This is a genomic window from Micromonospora sp. NPDC048894, from assembly GCF_040649765.1.
Classification (GTDB): Bacteria; Actinomycetota; Actinomycetes; order Mycobacteriales; family Micromonosporaceae; genus Micromonospora; species Micromonospora antibiotica.
On the sequence record NZ_JBEZFY010000011.1, the window covers coordinates 186397 to 203037 of the forward strand.

At 74.0% G+C, this 16641-nt stretch carries 18 protein-coding genes and 1 pseudogene; 4 read left to right on the forward strand and 15 right to left on the reverse strand.

The window, feature by feature from the left end:
* The first annotated feature begins 124 nt into the window (after window positions 1-124).
* Complete coding sequence (locus AB0C22_RS23335; RefSeq protein WP_208569704.1) at window positions 125-1951, forward strand: long-chain fatty acid--CoA ligase; 1827 nt, start codon at window positions 125-127, stop codon at window positions 1949-1951.
* Between the two features lie 58 nt (window positions 1952-2009).
* On the opposite strand, the gene AB0C22_RS23340 is transcribed toward AB0C22_RS23335, so the two are convergent.
* Complete coding sequence (locus tag AB0C22_RS23340; RefSeq protein WP_219463887.1) at window positions 2010-3314, reverse strand: low temperature requirement protein A; 1305 nt, start codon at window positions 3312-3314, stop codon at window positions 2010-2012.
* 81 nt (window positions 3315-3395) lie between these two features.
* Entirely contained in the window at window positions 3396-4853 is a 1458-nt protein-coding gene (locus AB0C22_RS23345; protein ID WP_219463889.1) for a PLP-dependent aminotransferase family protein, read from the reverse strand.
* 58 nt (window positions 4854-4911) lie between these two features.
* Between AB0C22_RS23345 and AB0C22_RS23350 the strand changes: the two are divergent.
* Window positions 4912-5538 (forward strand): annotated as a pseudogene (locus AB0C22_RS23350) (hypothetical protein); the annotation flags it as partial.
* 369 nt (window positions 5539-5907) lie between these two features.
* Window positions 5908-6366, forward strand: a complete 459-nt coding sequence (locus AB0C22_RS23355) for a hypothetical protein (RefSeq protein ID WP_208569707.1) — start codon at window positions 5908-5910, stop codon at window positions 6364-6366.
* Window positions 6367-6519: 153 nt separating this feature from the next.
* On the opposite strand, the gene hisF is transcribed toward AB0C22_RS23355, so the two are convergent.
* The 12 genes from hisF to hisD all read right to left on the reverse strand — a co-directional run bounded on the left by hisF (window position 6520) and on the right by hisD (window position 14974).
* Window positions 6520-7287, reverse strand: coding sequence for an imidazole glycerol phosphate synthase subunit HisF (gene hisF, locus AB0C22_RS23360; RefSeq protein ID WP_208569708.1), 768 nt, complete (start codon window positions 7285-7287; stop codon window positions 6520-6522).
* A gap of 204 nt (window positions 7288-7491) precedes the next feature.
* Complete coding sequence (locus AB0C22_RS23365; RefSeq protein ID WP_357536959.1) at window positions 7492-8490, reverse strand: NADP-dependent oxidoreductase; 999 nt, start codon at window positions 8488-8490, stop codon at window positions 7492-7494.
* A gap of 46 nt (window positions 8491-8536) precedes the next feature.
* Window positions 8537-8968 carry an organic hydroperoxide resistance protein gene (locus tag AB0C22_RS23370; RefSeq protein ID WP_244253193.1) on the reverse strand — a complete coding sequence of 144 codons (432 nt, stop codon included), beginning with the start codon at window positions 8966-8968 and terminating at the stop codon, window positions 8537-8539.
* Window positions 8969-8973: 5 nt separating this feature from the next.
* Complete coding sequence (locus tag AB0C22_RS23375) at window positions 8974-9417, reverse strand: MarR family transcriptional regulator (RefSeq protein ID WP_219463894.1); 444 nt, start codon at window positions 9415-9417, stop codon at window positions 8974-8976.
* Window positions 9418-9579: 162 nt separating this feature from the next.
* Window positions 9580-9996 (reverse strand): Rid family hydrolase, encoded by a 417-nt coding sequence (locus tag AB0C22_RS23380; RefSeq protein WP_208569712.1) that lies wholly within the window; start codon window positions 9994-9996, stop codon window positions 9580-9582.
* Complete coding sequence (gene priA / locus AB0C22_RS23385; protein ID WP_219463896.1) at window positions 9993-10721, reverse strand: bifunctional 1-(5-phosphoribosyl)-5-((5-phosphoribosylamino)methylideneamino)imidazole-4-carboxamide isomerase/phosphoribosylanthranilate isomerase PriA; 729 nt, start codon at window positions 10719-10721, stop codon at window positions 9993-9995. Before priA ends, AB0C22_RS23380 begins: the two co-directional genes overlap by 4 nt.
* 16 nt (window positions 10722-10737) lie before the next feature.
* Window positions 10738-11061 carry a hypothetical protein gene (locus tag AB0C22_RS23390; RefSeq protein WP_091237477.1) on the reverse strand — a complete coding sequence of 108 codons (324 nt, stop codon included), beginning with the start codon at window positions 11059-11061 and terminating at the stop codon, window positions 10738-10740.
* A gap of 30 nt (window positions 11062-11091) precedes the next feature.
* Window positions 11092-11733: an imidazole glycerol phosphate synthase subunit HisH gene (hisH, locus tag AB0C22_RS23395; RefSeq protein WP_357536962.1), complete on the reverse strand. Its 642-nt coding sequence runs from the start codon at window positions 11731-11733 to the stop codon at window positions 11092-11094.
* Window positions 11733-11903 (reverse strand): hypothetical protein, encoded by a 171-nt coding sequence (locus tag AB0C22_RS23400; protein WP_168222542.1) that lies wholly within the window; start codon window positions 11901-11903, stop codon window positions 11733-11735. The genes hisH and AB0C22_RS23400 overlap by 1 nt, the downstream gene beginning before the upstream one ends.
* Before the next feature lie 70 nt (window positions 11904-11973).
* On the reverse strand, window positions 11974-12585 hold the full coding sequence (hisB, locus tag AB0C22_RS23405) for an imidazoleglycerol-phosphate dehydratase HisB (RefSeq protein ID WP_219463902.1): 612 nt from the start codon (window positions 12583-12585) through the stop codon (window positions 11974-11976).
* Window positions 12582-13655 (reverse strand): histidinol-phosphate transaminase, encoded by a 1074-nt coding sequence (locus tag AB0C22_RS23410; protein WP_219463904.1) that lies wholly within the window; start codon window positions 13653-13655, stop codon window positions 12582-12584. Before AB0C22_RS23410 ends, hisB begins: the two co-directional genes overlap by 4 nt.
* A complete protein-coding gene (hisD, locus tag AB0C22_RS23415; RefSeq protein ID WP_208569717.1) occupies window positions 13652-14974 on the reverse strand; it encodes a histidinol dehydrogenase in 1323 nt (440 codons plus the stop codon). The genes AB0C22_RS23410 and hisD overlap by 4 nt, the downstream gene beginning before the upstream one ends.
* Window positions 14975-15080: 106 nt before the next feature.
* Here hisD and AB0C22_RS23420 point away from each other — a divergent pair, with 106 nt between their 5' ends.
* Complete coding sequence (locus tag AB0C22_RS23420) at window positions 15081-15779, forward strand: LON peptidase substrate-binding domain-containing protein (RefSeq protein WP_219463906.1); 699 nt, start codon at window positions 15081-15083, stop codon at window positions 15777-15779.
* On the opposite strand, the gene AB0C22_RS23425 is transcribed toward AB0C22_RS23420, so the two are convergent.
* Window positions 15694-16635, reverse strand: a complete 942-nt coding sequence (locus tag AB0C22_RS23425) for a DUF2567 domain-containing protein (RefSeq protein ID WP_357536965.1) — start codon at window positions 16633-16635, stop codon at window positions 15694-15696. The two genes, AB0C22_RS23420 and AB0C22_RS23425, sit on opposite strands and share 86 nt — an antisense overlap.
* Window positions 16636-16641 lie beyond the last annotated feature (6 nt).

Genomic DNA, 16641 nt, shown 5'->3' on the forward strand with positions numbered 1-16641 from the left:
CGGGGATTCAGCCGCCTCACAGGTACGGGGGCTAGCCGATGCCCCGGCGCAGGCAATACCCTTCGGTAACCGCAGCGCGACGTGACCCCCGTCACGTCACCCACCCCTGAAGGCGGCTTCCACGATGGCTCTCGATATCCCGTACCGCTCCATTCCCGACATGTTCCGTAAGCGGGTGGCCGCGACCCCCGACCAGCACGCCTTCGCCCATCCGGCACCCGACGACTCCGGCCCGGTCTGGTTGACCTGGGCCCAGGTAGGCCGGCGGGCCGACGCGGTCGCTGCGGGCCTGCACGGGCTCGGGGTCGGGCTGGAGGATCCGGTGGCGATCCTGGCGAACACCCGACTGGAGTGGATCATCGCCGATTTCGGCATCATGTGCGCGGGCGGGGCGACCACCACCGTCTACCCCACCACCGAGCCGCAGGACGCGGCGTACATCATCGCCGACTCCGGTTCCCGGGTGCTGTTCGCGGAGAACCCGGCCCAGGCGGCGAAGGTCGCGGGCACGCAACTGCCCGCGCTGACCCACGTGGTGCTCTTCGACGGCACCCCCGACCCGGCCGCCGCCGTGCCCCAGTTGACCCTGGCCGAGCTGGAGGAGCAGGGCGCGCAGGCGCTCGCCGCCGACCCGGGCCTGGTCGACCGGCTGATCGCCCCGGTCGGCCCCGATCACCTGGCGACGCTGATCTACACCTCGGGCACCACCGGCCGGCCCAAGGGCGTCGAGCTGCTGCACGGCGGCTGGTGCTGGGAGGGGGTGGTGCAGGCCGAGACGGGTCTGCTGCGCGACGACGACGTGCAGTACCTCTGGCTGCCGCTGTCGCACTCGTTCGGCAAGACGCTGCTCTGCGGCTCGACACACGTCGGACTGCCGACCTACGTCGATGGGCGGGTGGACAAGCTGGTCGAGTTGCTGTCGGTGATCCGGCCGACGCTGATGTGCGGGGCGCCCCGGGTCTACGAGAAGGTCTACAACAAGGCGGTCACCACCGCGCAGGACGCCGGCGGCGCGAAGGCGAAGATCTTCGCCTGGGCCGTCGCGGTCGGCAAGGAGAAGATCGCCCTGGAGCAGGCCGGCCGGCCGGTGCCGGGTGGCCTGAAGCTCAGGTACGCGGTGGCCGAGAAGCTGGTGTTCAGTAAGCTCCAGGCCCGGCTCGGCGGCCGGATCCGGGTGCTCGTCTCCGGGGCGGCCCCGCTGAGCGCGGAGATCGCCACCTTCTTCGCCGCGGCGAACCTGCCCATCTCCGAGGGGTACGGCCTGACCGAGACCAGCGCCGGCAACTTCGTCAACCCGCCCGACGGGTTGCGGATCGGCACGGTCGGCCGGGCGATGGGCGACCTGGAGTGCCGGATCGACACCGACGGGGAGATCCTGGTCCGGGGCCGGCCGGTGATGCGCGGCTACCACAACCTGCCCGAGGAGACGGCCGCCGCGTTCACCGAGGACGGCTTCTTCCGTACCGGGGACATCGGCAGCCTCGACGACGACGGTTACCTGCGCATCACCGACCGCAAGAAGGACCTGGTCAAGACCTCCGGCGGCAAGTACGTCGCGCCGTCGCACATCGAGGGGATGTTCAAGGCGATCTGCCCGTACACCTCGCAGGCGATCGTGATCGGTCAGGCCCGCAACTACTGCACCATGCTGGTCAGCCTGGACCCGGATGCGATCCGGGGTTGGGCGGCGGGCGGCCCGCTCGACGGGCGCGACTACGCCGAGATCGTCGCCTCGCCCGAGGCCCGGGCGATGGTCGAGGAGCACGTCGCCCAGCTCAACACCAAGCTCAACCGCTGGGAGACGATCAAGAAGGTGACCGTCCTGCCCCGCGACCTGACCATCGAGGACGGCGAGATGACCCCGTCGTTGAAGATCAAACGACGCGGGGTGGAGAGCAACTTCGCCGCCGAGATCGACCGGATGTACGCGGGCAGCCTGGCCGAGATCTGAGCGGTCCGGGCCGGTCGACGTCCGTGTCCCCCCGTCCCGGGACACGGCCGTCGACCGGTCACAGGTGCTCGCGACGCCACCGGCTCTGCTCGGCCTCGGCGGCTTCCTGTTCCGCCAGGGCCAGCTGGCGTACCCGGTGCCGACGCCGGCCCTGCCCCCGGGTCTCCACCACCACCAGGGCGACGCAGACCAGCGCCAGCAGGGCCAACGCGCCCACCTCGGACACCCGGGCCCCCACCGGGGCGAGCGCGGCCAGCGCCAGCACCGCCAGCACCGGCGGCCAGCGCAGCACCCGCAGCGCCCGCAGCCCGCAGGCGACGAGGCTGAGCAGGTAGAGACTCACCCCGCCGTAGAGCACCAGCACCCAGTAACCACCCAGCGGCACCCCCCAGTCCGGGTTGTCCGGGTCGGCCACCTCGGTCAGCAGGTCCTTGAGCCCGAGGGCGAAGAAGATGACCCCGGCGACGATCGGCAGGTGCAGGTAGGTGTAGGCGTCCCGGGCCAACCGGGCCCGGTGTGCCGGGTCCCGGCTGCGGTGCAGGGCCTGTTCCAGGGCGAGCGCCAGGGTGTCGAAGTAGGCCCACCAGAGCACCGACGCCACGGCGATGCCGAGCACCGCGGCGATCACCACCGGCCAGGTCAGCGGCAGGCCGGTGACGAACTTCGGGCCGACCCCCAGCGCGATGATCGACTCGCCGAGCGCGATCAGCACCATCAGGGCGTGCCGTTCCGCCCAGTGCCCGGCGGAGACCACCACCCAGTACGTCCCGCCCAGCCGCACCCCGGCCGCGTACTCCAGCAGCAGCGCGGCCGTCCACAGGGTGAGTTGCAGGGCGGTGGCGGCCCCGTCCCCGGAGATCCGGCGCGGCAGCAGCGCGGAGGCGACCAGCAGGGCGGCGGCGACCACCGGCAGCACCGCGAGCCGCCGCCACTGCCGCCACCGGGCCGCCTCGCCCCGGGCGAGCAGCCCGAAGACGGCCAACTGGCAGGCCCGGACCAGGAGGTAGCAGCCGACGAAGACCAACGGGCCGTTCAGCCCACCGGGCCGGTCGTTGAACGCCCCCGGCATGCTCAACGCCAGCAGGAAGGTGGCGGCGATGGTGACGAAGCCGACCACCGGCAACAGCCCCTGGTCGGCGCGGACCACGTTGCCGACGCCCGCGAACCCGGTCCAGCACCACCAGAGCAGCCCCAGCACCAGCAGGCAGCGCAGCAGGTTGGTGCCGGTGGGCTGCTGGGAGGTCAGCGCGGTGACGTTGAAGAAGGCGAAGACGAAGACCAGGTCGTAGAAGAGTTCCAGCCGGGTGGTCCGGGAGCCGGGCGCACCGAGCCGGACCCCGCGCGACCACTGCGGGCTGCCCACTCCGGCAGTCTCCCAGCCGACGCCCGCCGATCAGGCCGGTTCGTCCCGACCGGGACCGCCGTCAGTCCCCGGGGCGGGCCGTCAGGCGATCACTGCCGGTTCCCGCCAGCGCGCCCGGCCGGCACCCCGGTCGAGGTCGTAGCGGATCGCGGCCAGCCGCCCGACCGCCTCCACCAGGTCGGCGGCGGGCAGGGTGAAGGGCAGTCGCAGGAAGCGCTCCAGGGTGCCGTCGAGGCCGAACCGGGGACCGGGGGCCAGCCGTACGCCGACCTCCTCGGCTGCCCGGGCCAGGGCGCTGGAGATCGGGCCGTCCAGCTCCACCCAGAGCGTGACGCCCCCACGGGGCACCCCGACCCGCCAGTCCGGGAGCCGCTCGGCGAGCACGTCGAGCAGGGCGTCCCGCTGGGTGACGAGCTGCGCACGGCGGGCCGCGACGATCGCCGGTGCCTGGGCGAGCAGGTGCACCGCCACCAACTGGTCGAGCACCGGGCTGGCCATGTCCACCCCGACCCGGGCGGCGGCCAGCCGCTGCACCTGCGGCGCGGAGGCGCGTACCCAGCCGATCCGCAGACCGCCCCAGTAGGGCTTGCTCATCCCCCCGATGGAGATCACCCGGGAGTGCCGGTCGAAGACGGCGACCGGCGGGGGCAGCGGTGTGCCGTCCAACGGCAAATCCACGAACGACTCGTCGACGACCAGGTCGGTGCCGGCGGCGTGGGCGGTGGCGACCAGCCGCTCCCGCAGCTCGGCGGGCATCAGGTGGCCGGTGGGGTTCTGGAACTCGGGGATCAGGTAGGCCAGTTTGGGCCGGGTCTGCCGCACGCTGCCCAGCAGCAGGTCGGCGTCCCAGCCGGCGTCGACGGCGAGGCCGTGGGTGCTGATCCGGGCCCGCCGGGCCGCCAACGCGGCGAGCGCGTTCGGGTAGGTGGGCGATTCGACCAGCACGTTCCCACCGGGCGCGAGGGCCAGCCGCAGCACCAGATCCAGCGCGTGCTGGGTGCCGCTGGTCACCATGATCTGCTCGGCGCTGGTCGGCAACCCCCGCTCGGTGTACGCCCGGGCGACCGCCTCGCGCAGCTCGATGATGCCGGTCGGGTGGTAGCCCGCGCCGGACAGGTAACGCGGCAGGTCCTCCACGGCGGCTCGGGCGGCCGGCACCAGCTCGGGTGGGGCGGCCAACGCGGCCACCCCGAGATCGATCATGTCGCGGTCGTCCAGCGGGGTCCACAGGCCGGTGCTGGCGACCCGGTGGGTGCCGGGCAGCATGGTCCAGCTCCCCGCGCCGCGCCGGCTGGCCAGGTGGCCGCTCTCCCGCAACTGCCGGTACGCGGCGGTGACCGTGGTACGGCTGATCCGCAGCGCCTCGGCCAGCTCCCGCTCGGCCGGCAGGCGTACCCCCAGGGGGAGCCGGCCGTCGGCGAGCAGGCCCCGGACGGCGGCGGCGAGCGCGGCGTAGTCGGGGCTGCGGCGACGGCCCGGCAGCGCGTGCCACTGTCCGAGCAACCGGGCCAATTGGACCCCTCGCACCTGGCTGGTCACGGCCACCCCTTCGGAATTGGCTCTTCTGTGGGTGATATTGGACTCTAGAGTGGCATGCATGGCTCTGATTGACAATCTCCGGCACCGCCCCGCCCGGCGGCTCACCCAGCTCTATGCCGGGCTGGTCCTCTACGGGGTCAGCATGGCCATGATGATCCGCTCCGGGCTCGGGCTGGACCCGTGGGACGTCTTCCACCAGGGGCTGGCCCGGCAGACCGGCCTGTCGTTCGGCACCGTGACCATCGCCGTCGGCGCGGTGGTGCTGCTGCTCTGGATCCCGCTGCGGCAACGGCCGGGCCTCGGCACGATCAGCAACGTACTGGTGATCGGACTGGTGGTGGACGCCACGGTGGCCCTGCTGCCGGCCGGGTGGCCGCTGCCCGCCCGGATCGGCCTGCTGCTCGGCGGCATCGTCGCCAACGGCGCCGCCACCGGCCTCTACCTCGGCGCGCGGCTCGGCCCCGGCCCCCGCGACGGCCTGATGACCGGGTACGTCGCCCGCCGGCCGGGCCGCTCGGTCCGGCTGGTCCGCACCGTCATCGAGATCACCGTGCTGGCCCTGGGCTGGCTGCTCGGCGGCACGGTCGGCGTCGGCACCGTCGCGTACGCGCTGGGCATCGGCCCGTTGGCCCAGTTCTTCATCCCCCGCTTCGCCGTCCCCGCCAAACCGGTCCACCCGGAACCGGACCCCGGGCCGCAGGTCCCCGGACCGCAGCTCTCCGGGCCGCAGGTCCCCGGACCGCAGGTCCCCAGGCCGCAGGTCTCCGGGCCGCCGCCTGCGGAGCCCGGCCGACGGGACCATCCGGAACCGACCCTCGGGCCACCCGTCGCCGGGCCACCCGTGTCGGCTTCCCCGCCGCCCCCGAGCCCAGCCACCGGGTCACCGGTGTCCGCCGTTCCGGCGTCCCCGGGGGCACCGGTTTTCCGGCCCCGGACAACGGTTCCCGGCGAAACCGCCTGCCGAGGGTCCGGGGGTGACCACGCTGAGCTGCGCTGACAGAACAGGGGGGAAGTAGGTGTTTCCTCAACGGACACCTACAGGCATCATTCGTGCATGGGGGAGAATGCGTGGCGCTGGACGGACGCCTGGATCTTCGTGTCACTGGTGATCGCCAGCGGCGCCGGACGGCACCGCCGCGCGGCTGATTCGCGCCGCCCGGAAGGGGTCCGGCTCACTGACGTGCTGTCCACCGCCGACCACCTCAACCAGGCGATACCCGAACGGCACGACGTGGAGACAGCGGTCCAGCGGCTGGTCGGCGCGGGGCTGGTCACCGTCTCCGACGGCTGGTTCCGGATCACCCCCGACGGCGAGCAGCTCTGGCGTACCCGGCCCCGGGCCGGAGTGGGCGGCACGGTCGACAGCATGCAGGGGGTGCTCACCCGGCGACACGCCCCGGGCAGCGCGCAGTGGCACCTGCCCGAGGAGGACCACGCCGCCGCCGTGCAGGAGTACGTGGTCCGGTCGATCCCGGCCCCGCGCCGCTCCCCGGAGGGCCAGACCGGCCGCTGAGCCACCCGACCCGCAGGAGCAGTGCGCCGACCGGATGCACGGGGCGACCCGGCGGCGGTGCGCTCAGCGGACAGGGTGCCCGGCGGCGGTGCGCTCAGCGCACGGGGTGCCCGGCGGCGGTGCGCTCAGCCGACACAGTGCCCGGCGCTGCGTTCAGCGGACGGGGTGCCCGGCGGTGCGCAGGGCGTCCTTGACCTCGCCGACGGTCAGCTCGCCGAAGTGGAAGACGCTGGCGGCGAGCACCGCGTCGGCCCCCGCGCCGATCGCGGGCGGGAAGTGCGCCACCCGGCCGGCGCCGCCGCTGGCGATCACCGGCACGTCGACCACCGCGCGGACCGCCTCGATCAGGGTGAGGTCGAAGCCGGCCTTGGTGCCGTCGGCATCCATCGAGTTGAGCAGGATCTCCCCCGCGCCCAGCTCGGCCCCGCGCGCCGCCCACTCGACCGCGTCGAGCCCGGTGCCGCGGCGGCCACCGTGGGTGGTCACCTCGAAACCGCTGGGGGTGGTGCCGGCTGGTGCCCGCCGGACGTCCAACGAGAGCACCAGCACCTGCCGGCCGAAGCGGTCGGCGATCTCGGCGATCAGCTCGGGTCGGGCGATGGCGGCGGTGTTCACCCCGACCTTGTCGGCCCCGGCGCGCAGCAGGGTGTCCACGTCGGCGACCTGCCGGACCCCACCGCCGACGGTGAGCGGGATGAAGACCGACTCGGCGGTCCGGCGCACCACGTCGAGCATGGTGCCCCGGTCGCTCGAGGACGCGGTGACGTCCAGGAAGGTCAACTCGTCCGCACCGGCCCGGTCGTACGCCGCCGCCAGCTCCACCGGGTCACCGGCGTCGCGCAGGTCGAGGAAGTTGACCCCCTTGACCACCCGACCGGCGTCCACGTCCAGACACGGAATCACCCGTACCGCCACCGTCATGCGCCGAGCCTATCCAACGCCCCCGCCCCACCCCCCTGCCCCGCCCACCCAACCCCACCTCCCCACCAACCCCGCCACCTCCCCGGTGATCAAGAGGTTTACGTCAGTTCGATCTCCAAAGGTGACGCAAACCTCTTGATCACCGATGCCGGGGCGGGGGGCGGGGGGCGGGGAGGAGGGGGCGGAGAGGAGGGGGAGGGAGGGTTAGAGGCGGACGAGCATTTTGCCGAGGTTTTCGCCGCGGAGGAGGCCGAGGAACGCTTCAGGGGCGTTGTCGAGGCCGTCGACGATCGTCTCGTCGTAGGAGAGGCGGCCCTCGCGCAGCCAGCCGGCGACCTCGGTGACGAACTGCTCGCGCAGGTCGCCGTGGTCGCCGACCAGGAAGCCGCGCAGGGTGAGCCGCTTGCCGATGACCAGCGCCAGGTTGCGGGGCGCGGCCGGTGGCTCGGCCGAGTTGTACTGCGCGATCATGCCGCAGATCGCGGCCCGACCGTGCAGGTTCATCGCCCCGATGGCGGCCTCCAGGTGCTCGCCGCCGACGTTGTCGAAGTAGACGTCGACCCCGTCCGGAGCGGCGGCCTTCAGCGCGTCGCGGACCGGACCGTCGTGGTAGTCGAACGCGGCGTCGAAGCCGAGCTCCGTCAACCGGGCCACCTTGGCCGGCGAGCCGGCGCTGCCGACCACCCGGCCGGCGCCCCGCAGCTTGGCGATCTGGCCGACCATGCTGCCCACCGCGCCGGCCGCGCCGGAGACGAACACGGTCTCCCCGGGCCGCATCGCCGCCACGTCGAGCAGCCCGGCGTACGCGGTCAGCCCGGTCATCCCGAGCACGCTCAGGTAGGCGCTGACCGGGCCGACGTCCGGATCGACCCGGCGGGCGGACCGGCCGTCGAGCACGGCGTACTCCCGCCAGCCCAGCCCGTGCAGCACGGTGTCGCCGACGCTGATCCCGTCGGCCCCGCCGGCCACCACCTCGCCGACCGCCCCACCGTCGAGGGGCGCGTCCAGGGCGAACGGCGGCACGTAGGACTTGACGTCGTTCATCCGGCCACGCATGTACGGGTCGACCGACATGAACTGGTTACGGACCACGATCTGCCCCGGGCCCGGGGTGGGCACCTCGGTCTCGACGAGGCGGAAGTTGTCGGCCGTCGGCCACCCCTGGGGGCGGGAGGCCAGGTGGATCTCACGGTTGCTGGTCATCCGGTGTCGTCCTCTCGTACGCGATGGTGGTGGTCTGCTGCGGCGCTCAGGCCGCAGCGGCCTCGCGCACGGTGAGCGCCACCTCGATGTTGCCCCGGGTGGCGTTCGAGTAGGGGCAGACCTGGTGGGCGGCCTCGACCAGCTGCTGGGCGGCGGCGCGCTCGACGGCCGGCAGGTCCACCACCAGGGTGACGGCAAGACCGAAGCCGCCGCTGCCGTTCGCTCCGATGCCGACCTCGGCCTCGACGACCGAGCCGGTCACGTCGGCCTTGGCCCGGCGGGCCACCACGCGCAGCGCGGAGTGGAAGCAGGCCGCGTAGCCGGCGGCGAAGAGCTGCTCAGGGTTGGCCGCGCCACCTGCGCCGCCCATCTCCTTCGGAATCGCCAGGTCCAGGTCGAGGGTGGAGTCGGAGGTCCGGACGTGGCCGTCCCGGCCGTCGCCGGTGGCGGTCGCGGACGCGGTGTAGAGAACCTGCATGGGAATCACTGCTCCTTCTGTCGGTGGATCGTCTCGGTGACCCGGGTGAGGGTGTCGCGCAACGCGACCAGCTCGGCCTCGTCGAGCCCGGTGGAACAGGCCACCCGCAACGGCACGTCGGTCATCCGTTGGCGCAGGGCCGCGCCGTCGGCGGTCAGCCCCACCTCCACCCGTCGCTCGTCGAGCGCGGAGCGGGTGCGGACCACCAGGCCCGCCGCCGCCAGCCGTTTGAGCAGCGGGGAGAGGGTGCCGGAGTCGAGCCGCAGCGCGGTCCCCAGCTCGGAGACCGTGGGCGGGTCGTCGCGCTCCCACAGCACCAGCAGCACCAGGTACTGCGGGTAGGTGAGCCCGAACTCGTCGAGGATGGGGCGGTAGACGTCGGTGAGCGCGCGGGAGGCCGCATAGAGCGCGAAGCAGACCTGATCACGCAACACCAGATGGTCACTCACCGGGAAAACGTAGCTCGCAATTCAATTGCGTACAACTTATCTGGCCGGAAGTGACCCGGGTCTCCCCCCGGCGGCGGGCCGGCACGGGGAGCGCCACGGGCCGGGACGGGTCAGCGCCACGGCCCGGGACGGCGGGTCAGGGCGACAGGCCGGGACGGCGGGTCAGGACGGCGGCAGGTAGGCCTCCAGCTCGACCTCCACCAGATGGTCCGGATCGACCAGCCCGGCGACGACGACAAGCGTCGCAGCCGGCCGGACCGGGCCGAAAACGGCATTATGGGCCCGGCCGACCTCGTCGAGGAAGAGCCGGTCGGTCACGTACAGCCGGGTCCGCACCACGTCGGCGGCCCCCGCACCCACCTCGGCCAGGGCGGCCAGGGCGATCCGCAGCGCCTGGGCGGTCTGCGCGGCGGCGTCGCCGACGTGCGTCACCACCCCGTCGACGGTCGACGTGCAGCCGGCCGTCCAAGCCGACCGACCGGCCCGGACCACCCGGGAGTAGCCGTACACCGTCTCCCACGGGCCGCCCGAGCCGAGCCGGGTGACGGTCGCGTCGTCCGGCCCGGCCACGTCGGTCACCCGGCCACCCGCAACGTGGCAAGCGCCTCGGCCACCGTGAACGCACCGGCGTAGAGCGCCTTGCCGGCGATCACGCCCTCCACACCCGCCGGCTCCAGGGTCGCCAGGGCACGCAGGTCGTCCAGGGTCGACACGCCGCCCGAGGCGATCACCGGGGCGTCGGTACGGGCGCAGACCTCACGCAACAGGTCCAGGTTCGGCCCGCGCATCGTGCCGTCCTTGGTGATGTCGGTCACCACGTACCGGGACGCACCTGCCGCGTCCAGCCGGGCCAGCACCTCCCACAGGTCACCGCCGTCGCGGGTCCAGCCCCGCGCCGAGAGGGTACGACCCCGCACGTCCAGACCGATCGCCACCCGGTCGCCGTACTCGGCGCAGATCCGGTCACACCACTGCGGGTCCTCCAGCGCGGCGGTGCCGATGTTCACCCGGGCCGCCCCGGTGCCGAGCGCCGCGCGCAGCGACGCGTCGTCGCGGATGCCCCCGGACAACTCCACCCGCACGTCCAGCTTGCCGACCACCTCGGCCAGCAGGGCGGCGTTGGAGCCTCGGCCGAAGGCCGCGTCCAGATCGACCAGGTGGATCCACTCCGCCCCGTCGTTCTGCCAGGCCAGCGCCGCGTCGAGCGGGTCGCCGTAGGCGGTCTCGCTGCCGGCGGCGCCCTGCACGAGCCGGACGGCTTGGCCGTCGGCGACGTCCACAGCGGGCAACAGGGTCAGGCTCACGTTTCCTACTCCTCGGTCAGATCCGACGGTCCAGGGCGATCACCACGATCGCCGGCAGGACCAGCAGCAACAGCACGACCAGCGCCACCCGCAGCGCGAGATCGTCGACGAACACCCAGATCAGCACCAGCGCCGCGCCGGTCAACCCGACGATGGCGGCCCGTTCCCCCCGGCTGCGCCGGGCCAACCGGCCCGTCCGGCCCCGCCGCCACTGCGGGGTGACCCGACGGACCAGGGCGCGGCGACGCTGCCGACGGGCCAACTTGCGCTGGCGTACGACACGGTCGCGGGCCGCCTCCGCCTCCCGGACGGCCCGCCGACGGGCCCGCTCCTTACTCACCGCACACCCGACCCGGTGCCGCCGCGCGTCTCAGTCAACCGTGGCCAGCCAGTTGCGCAGCAGTACGGCACCCGTCTCGGCCGACTTCTCCGGGTGGAACTGGGCCGCCGACAGCGGGCCCCACTCCACCGCGGCGACGAACTCCGTGCCGTGGTGGGCGGTGGTGACCCGGGCGCCCGCCTCGCGCAACGACGCCTGGTCGAGCACCCCGTAGGAGTGCACGAAATAGAACCGGCTGTCGGCGGGCAACCCGGCGAAGAGCACCGACCCGTCCGGCGGGGTCACCGTGTTCCAGCCCATGTGGGGCAACCGGTCGGCGGGCAGCCGGGTCACCCCACCGGGCAGCAGCCCCAGCCCCTTGGTCACCACCCCGTGCTCGTCACCGTGCGCGAAGAGCACCTGCATGCCGACGCAGATGCCGAGCACCGGGCGGCCGGCGGCGACCCGTTCGGCGATCACCGGGCCGGCACCCGACGCCTCGATCCCGGCCATGCAGGCCGCGTACGCGCCGACACCCGGCACGACCAGGCCGTCGGCATCGGCGGCGGCGGTCAGGTCGGCGGTGACGGTCACGTCCGCCCCGGCGTGGGCCAGCGCCCGCTCGGCCGACCGCAGGTTGCCCGAGCCGTAGTCGAGCACCACGATCCGCTTGCCGGTGCCGTGCGCGCCCATCAGCCCTCCCCGGGTAGCAGCCAGAGCACCCCGCCGACGGTGGCCAGCACGGCGAGCAGCCCGGTGACCACGATCGCACCGCGTGGCGCGTCCTGCCGGTACAACGACCAGGCCCCACCGACGAGGATGCCGGCGAGGATCAGCAGCAGGGTCGGCAGCACCGGGCCCATCAGCGCCACCCCCCTGGTCGGCCGACCCGCGACGGGCAGTGCCGGGCGGAACCGGAGGCGACCGCGCCGGTCACAGCGCGCCCTTGGTGCTGGGCACCACACCGGCGTTGCGCGGGTCGAGCGCGGTGGCCTCCCGCAGCGCCCGGGAAACCGCCTTGAACTGGGCCTCCACCACGTGGTGGGCGTCCGGGTGGCCGCCCGGCCGGGCCGCCCGCAGCACGTCGACGTGCAGGGTGACCCGGGCCGACTGGCCGAAGGACTCCCAGATGTGCCGGGTCATGCTGGTCGGATAGACCGGCCCGATGTACGGCGACAGCGCCGGCTCGTCGTGCACCACGTACGGGCGGCCGGACAGGTCGACGGCGGCCCGGACGAGCACCTCGTCCATCGGGACGGTCGCCGAGCCGTACCGCCGGATGCCGGCCTTGTCGCCCAGCGCCTGGTCGAACGCGGCGCCCAGGGCCAGCGCGGTGTCCTCCATCGTGTGGTGGGCGTCGATCTCCAGGTCACCGACGGTGCGGACGGTCAGGTCGAAGCCGCCGTGCCGGGCGATCTGGTGGAGCATGTGGTCGTAGAAGCCGACCCCGGTGCTGATCTCGGCCTGGCCGGTGCCGTCGAGGTCGATCTCGACGAGGACCTTGGTCTCCTTGGTGATCCGCTCCACCCGGGCGGTGCGACTCATGACAGTTTCTCCATCGCGGTGAGGAAGGCGTCGGTCTCGGCGGGGGTGCCGGCGGTGACCCGCAACCAGCCGGGCAGGCCCACGTCCCGGACGAGCACCCCGGCGTCGAGCAGGGTCCGCCACGCGGTGGCCTGGTCGCCGCCGACGGCGAAGAGCACGAAGTTGGCGTCGCTGTCGGCCACCCGGAAACCCCGGCCCCGCAGCGTGTCGACGATCCGGTCCCGTTGCACCTTGATCGCGTCGACGGTGCCGAGCAGGGCGTCACGGTGGGCCAGCGCCGCGCGGGCGGCGGCCTGGGTGAGCGACGAGAGGTGGTACGGCAGCCGGACCAGCTGCACCGCCGACACCACCGCCGGGTCGGCGACCAGGTAGCCCAACCGGCCACCGGCGAAGCCGAACGCCTTGCTCATGGTCCGGGTCACCACCAGCCTCGGGTGGCCGGGCAGCAGCGCCAGGGCGTCGCTCGTGCCCGGTCGGGCGAACTCGGCGTACGCCTCGTCGACGACCACCATGCCGGGCGCGGCGTCGAGCACGGCGGTGACCACCGCCGGGTCCAGCGCGGTGCCGGTCGGGTTGTTCGGCGAGCAGAGGAAGACCACGTCGGGGCGGTGCTCCCGGACCTCGGCGACCGCCTCGTCGGCGGTCAGCCCGAAGTCGACCCCCCGCTGGGCCGGGACCCACCGGGTGCCGGTGCCCAGGGCCAGCAACGGGTGCATCGAGTACGCCGGCACGAAGCCCAACGCGCTGCGCCCCGGCCCGCCGAACGCCTGCAGCAGCTGCTGCTGGATCTCGTTGGAGCCGTTGGCCGCCCAGACCTGCTCGGCGGTGATCCCGTGCCCGAGGTAGCCGGCCAGGTCGGCGCGCAGCGCCACCGCCTCGCGGTCCGGGTAGCGGTTGAGGTCACGCAGCTCGGCGGCGAGGGCCTTGCCGATCGCCTCCACCACCGGCTCGGGCACCGCGTAGGAGTTCTCGTTGGTGTTCAGCCGGACCGCCACGTCGAGCTGCGGCGCCCCGTACGGCGAGCGGCCCCGCAGGTCGTCGCGGATCGGCAGGTCGTCGAGGGTGGTCACGACGCCTCCCCGGCGAACCGCACCGCGACCGCCTGCCCGTGCGCCGGCAGGTCCTCCACGGTGGCCAGGGTCACCACGTGCGGTGCGACGTCACGCAGCGCCTCCCGGGTGTATTCCACCAGGTGCACCCCGCGCAGGAAGGACTGCACGGACAGCCCCGACGAGTGCCGGGCGCAGCCGCCGGTGGGCAGCACGTGGTTGGAGCCGGCGCAGTAGTCGCCGAGCGACACCGGCGCCCAGGGGCCCACGAAGATCGCCCCGGCGTTGCGTACCCGCAGCGCCCAGTCGCGGGCGTCGCGGGTCTGGATCTCCAGGTGCTCGGCGGCGTACGCGTCGACCACCCGCAACCCGTCGGCCAGGTCGTCGACCAGCACGATGCCGCTCTGCTGCCCGCCCAGCGCGGTGCCGACCCGCTCGGCGTGCTTGGTGGCCGGCACCTGCCGGGCCAGCTCCCGGTCGACCGCGTCGGCCAGCTCGACCGACGGGGTGACCAGCACGCTGGCCGCCAACGGGTCGTGCTCGGCCTGGCTGATCAGGTCGGCGGCGACGTGCGCCGGGTCGGCCGTGTCGTCGGCCAGCACGGCGATCTCGGTCGGGCCGGCCTCGGCGTCGATGCCGACCACCCCGCGCAGCAACCGCTTGGCGGCGGTGACCCAGATGTTGCCCGGCCCGGTGATCATGTCGACCGGCGCGCAGTGCAGGGTGCCCCCCGCGTCGACCGCCGACCCGTACGCCAGCATGGCGACCGCCTGGGCACCGCCGACGGCGTACACCTCGTCGACGCCGAGCAGCGCGCAGGCGGCGAGGACCCGGGCGTCCGGGAGCCCCCCGTTGTCCAGCTGCGGCGGGCTGACCACCACCAGCGAGCGGACCCCGGCCACCTGGGCCGGCACCACGTTCATCACCACGGTCGACGGGTACATCGCCAGCCCGCCGGGGACGTAGAGGCCGACCCGGTCGACCGGCACCCAGCGCTCGGTGACCGTGCCGCCCGGCACCACCTGGGTGGTGTGGTCGGTGCGCCGCTGGTCGGCGTGCACCCGACGGGCCCGGCTGATCGACTCCAGCAGCGCGGCCCGTACGTCGGGGTCGAGCGTCCCCTCCGCCTCGGTGATCGCCTCGGCCGGGACCCGCAGCACCGGCGGGCAGACACCGTCGAACCGCTCGCTGGCCTCCCGGATCGCCGGGTACCCATGGTCACGGACGGCCTCGACGAGCGGGCGGATCCGCTCGACGGCCACGGACACGTCGAGCTGGGCACGGGGCAGCAGTCGGCGCGGGTCACGGACCCCGCCGCGCAGGTCGATCCGATTCAACACGCTCCCGAGTCTAGGCGGCGGCCCGGAGGGCGACCCGCGCCGCCCGTACCGCGAGACGGTGAGCCGGGACACGCCGACGTCGCGGGATCGGGCTACGCTCGGACGCGTGACCGCACGGCTGCCGGTGTTCCCCCTCGCCACGGTGCTCTTTCCAGGTCTGGTGCTGCCGTTGCACATCTTCGAGGAGCGTTACCGCCACCTGGTGCGGGACCTGGTCGGGCAGCCCGAGGGGGCGCCCCGCGAGTTCGGTGTGCTGGCGATCCGCTCCGGCTGGGAGGTCGCCCCGGGCGCGGGTCGGGCCACCCCGGGCGGCGGCGACGTGACCCTGCACGAGGTGGGCTGCACCGCCGAGCTACGCCAGGTCAACGAGCTGGACGACGGCGGCTTCGACATCGTCACGGTGGGCCGGCGACGGTTCCGGGTCACCGGGATCGACCGGGAGTCCGCCCCCTACCTGACCGCCGACGTCGAGTGGCTGCCCGAGCCGACCGGCCCGGACGAGGCCGCCGAGGTGCTGGCGGCCCGGGTGATCGCGGTCTTCCGGCAGTACCTGGGCCTGATCCGGGCCGACCCGCAGGAGCTGTCCGAGCAGCTCCCGGAGGACCCGACGGTGCTGTCGCACCTGGTGGCGGCCACCGCCGTGCTGACCGTGGCCGACCGGCAGCGGCTGCTCGCCATCGACGACACCACCGCCCGGCTCCGCGCCGAGCTGCGGCTGCTCAATCGCGAGTCGGCCCTGCTGCGTCAGGTGCGGGCGGTTCCGGTGCCGCTGTCGGAGCTGGCGTCCCCGCCGGCCCCCAACTGACCCCGGCCACCCCGTCGTCCCCCGGCTGGTCGGGGGCGGCGGGCATCCCGGGTCCGGGCGGCGGGCCGGTGACGCCGGCGCCCGACCACCCGGTGGCACCGGGGTCGACCGGCCATCCGGGCCCGCCGGGCTCCGGCTCCGGGCGCAGCGAGGGCCAGCGGGACCAGCCGGCCAGCAGGGTGTACGTGACGGCGGCGGCGAACGCCGGCAGCAGCAGGTTGCCGTACGGCAGCGGCAGCACACCGAGGACCCGTTCGATGCCCCCGGCCCGCAGGTCGGCCGGTTTGTCGAACGGCGTACCGGCGGGGGCGGTGGCGAGCAGCCGCTGGTAGCCGTCCAGCCCGATCCGGCGGCCCAGCTGCCAGGCGACCAGGGCGGTGCCGAGCGCCCCCACGGTCAGCGCGACCAGGTTCACCGGCCCGCGTCGGCGGCGCAGCAGCGTCCACACCGCGATCGCGGCGAGCACCCCGAACCCGAGGCCGAGCAGGCTGAACCAGCCGTCGGCGGCGATCGGCTGCTCCGGTTGGGGTTGGGCGTAGACGGCACCCTCGGCGGTCTTGAGCACCGGGGTGTCCGGGGCCAGCGCCGCCCAGAGCAGCCCCAGCGGCGCCCCGAGCAGGGTCAGGCCCAGCACGAGGCCGGCCGCCACCGCGCGGGTGTGCCGGGGGCGTTGCTCCCCCGGCTGCGTCGGCCCGCCCGACGGCGGCGGCCACGGCAGGTACGACCCGCCCGGGTCGTTTCCGGCCACGGTCGGTGGCCCGTCGGCCGGTGCCCCGGTGGGGACGGTGTGCGGGGTGGGCGCGACACCCGCCGGGGCGTCGGCGGGGCGGTACGGATCGGGGGTGTCCGGGCTCACCCGATG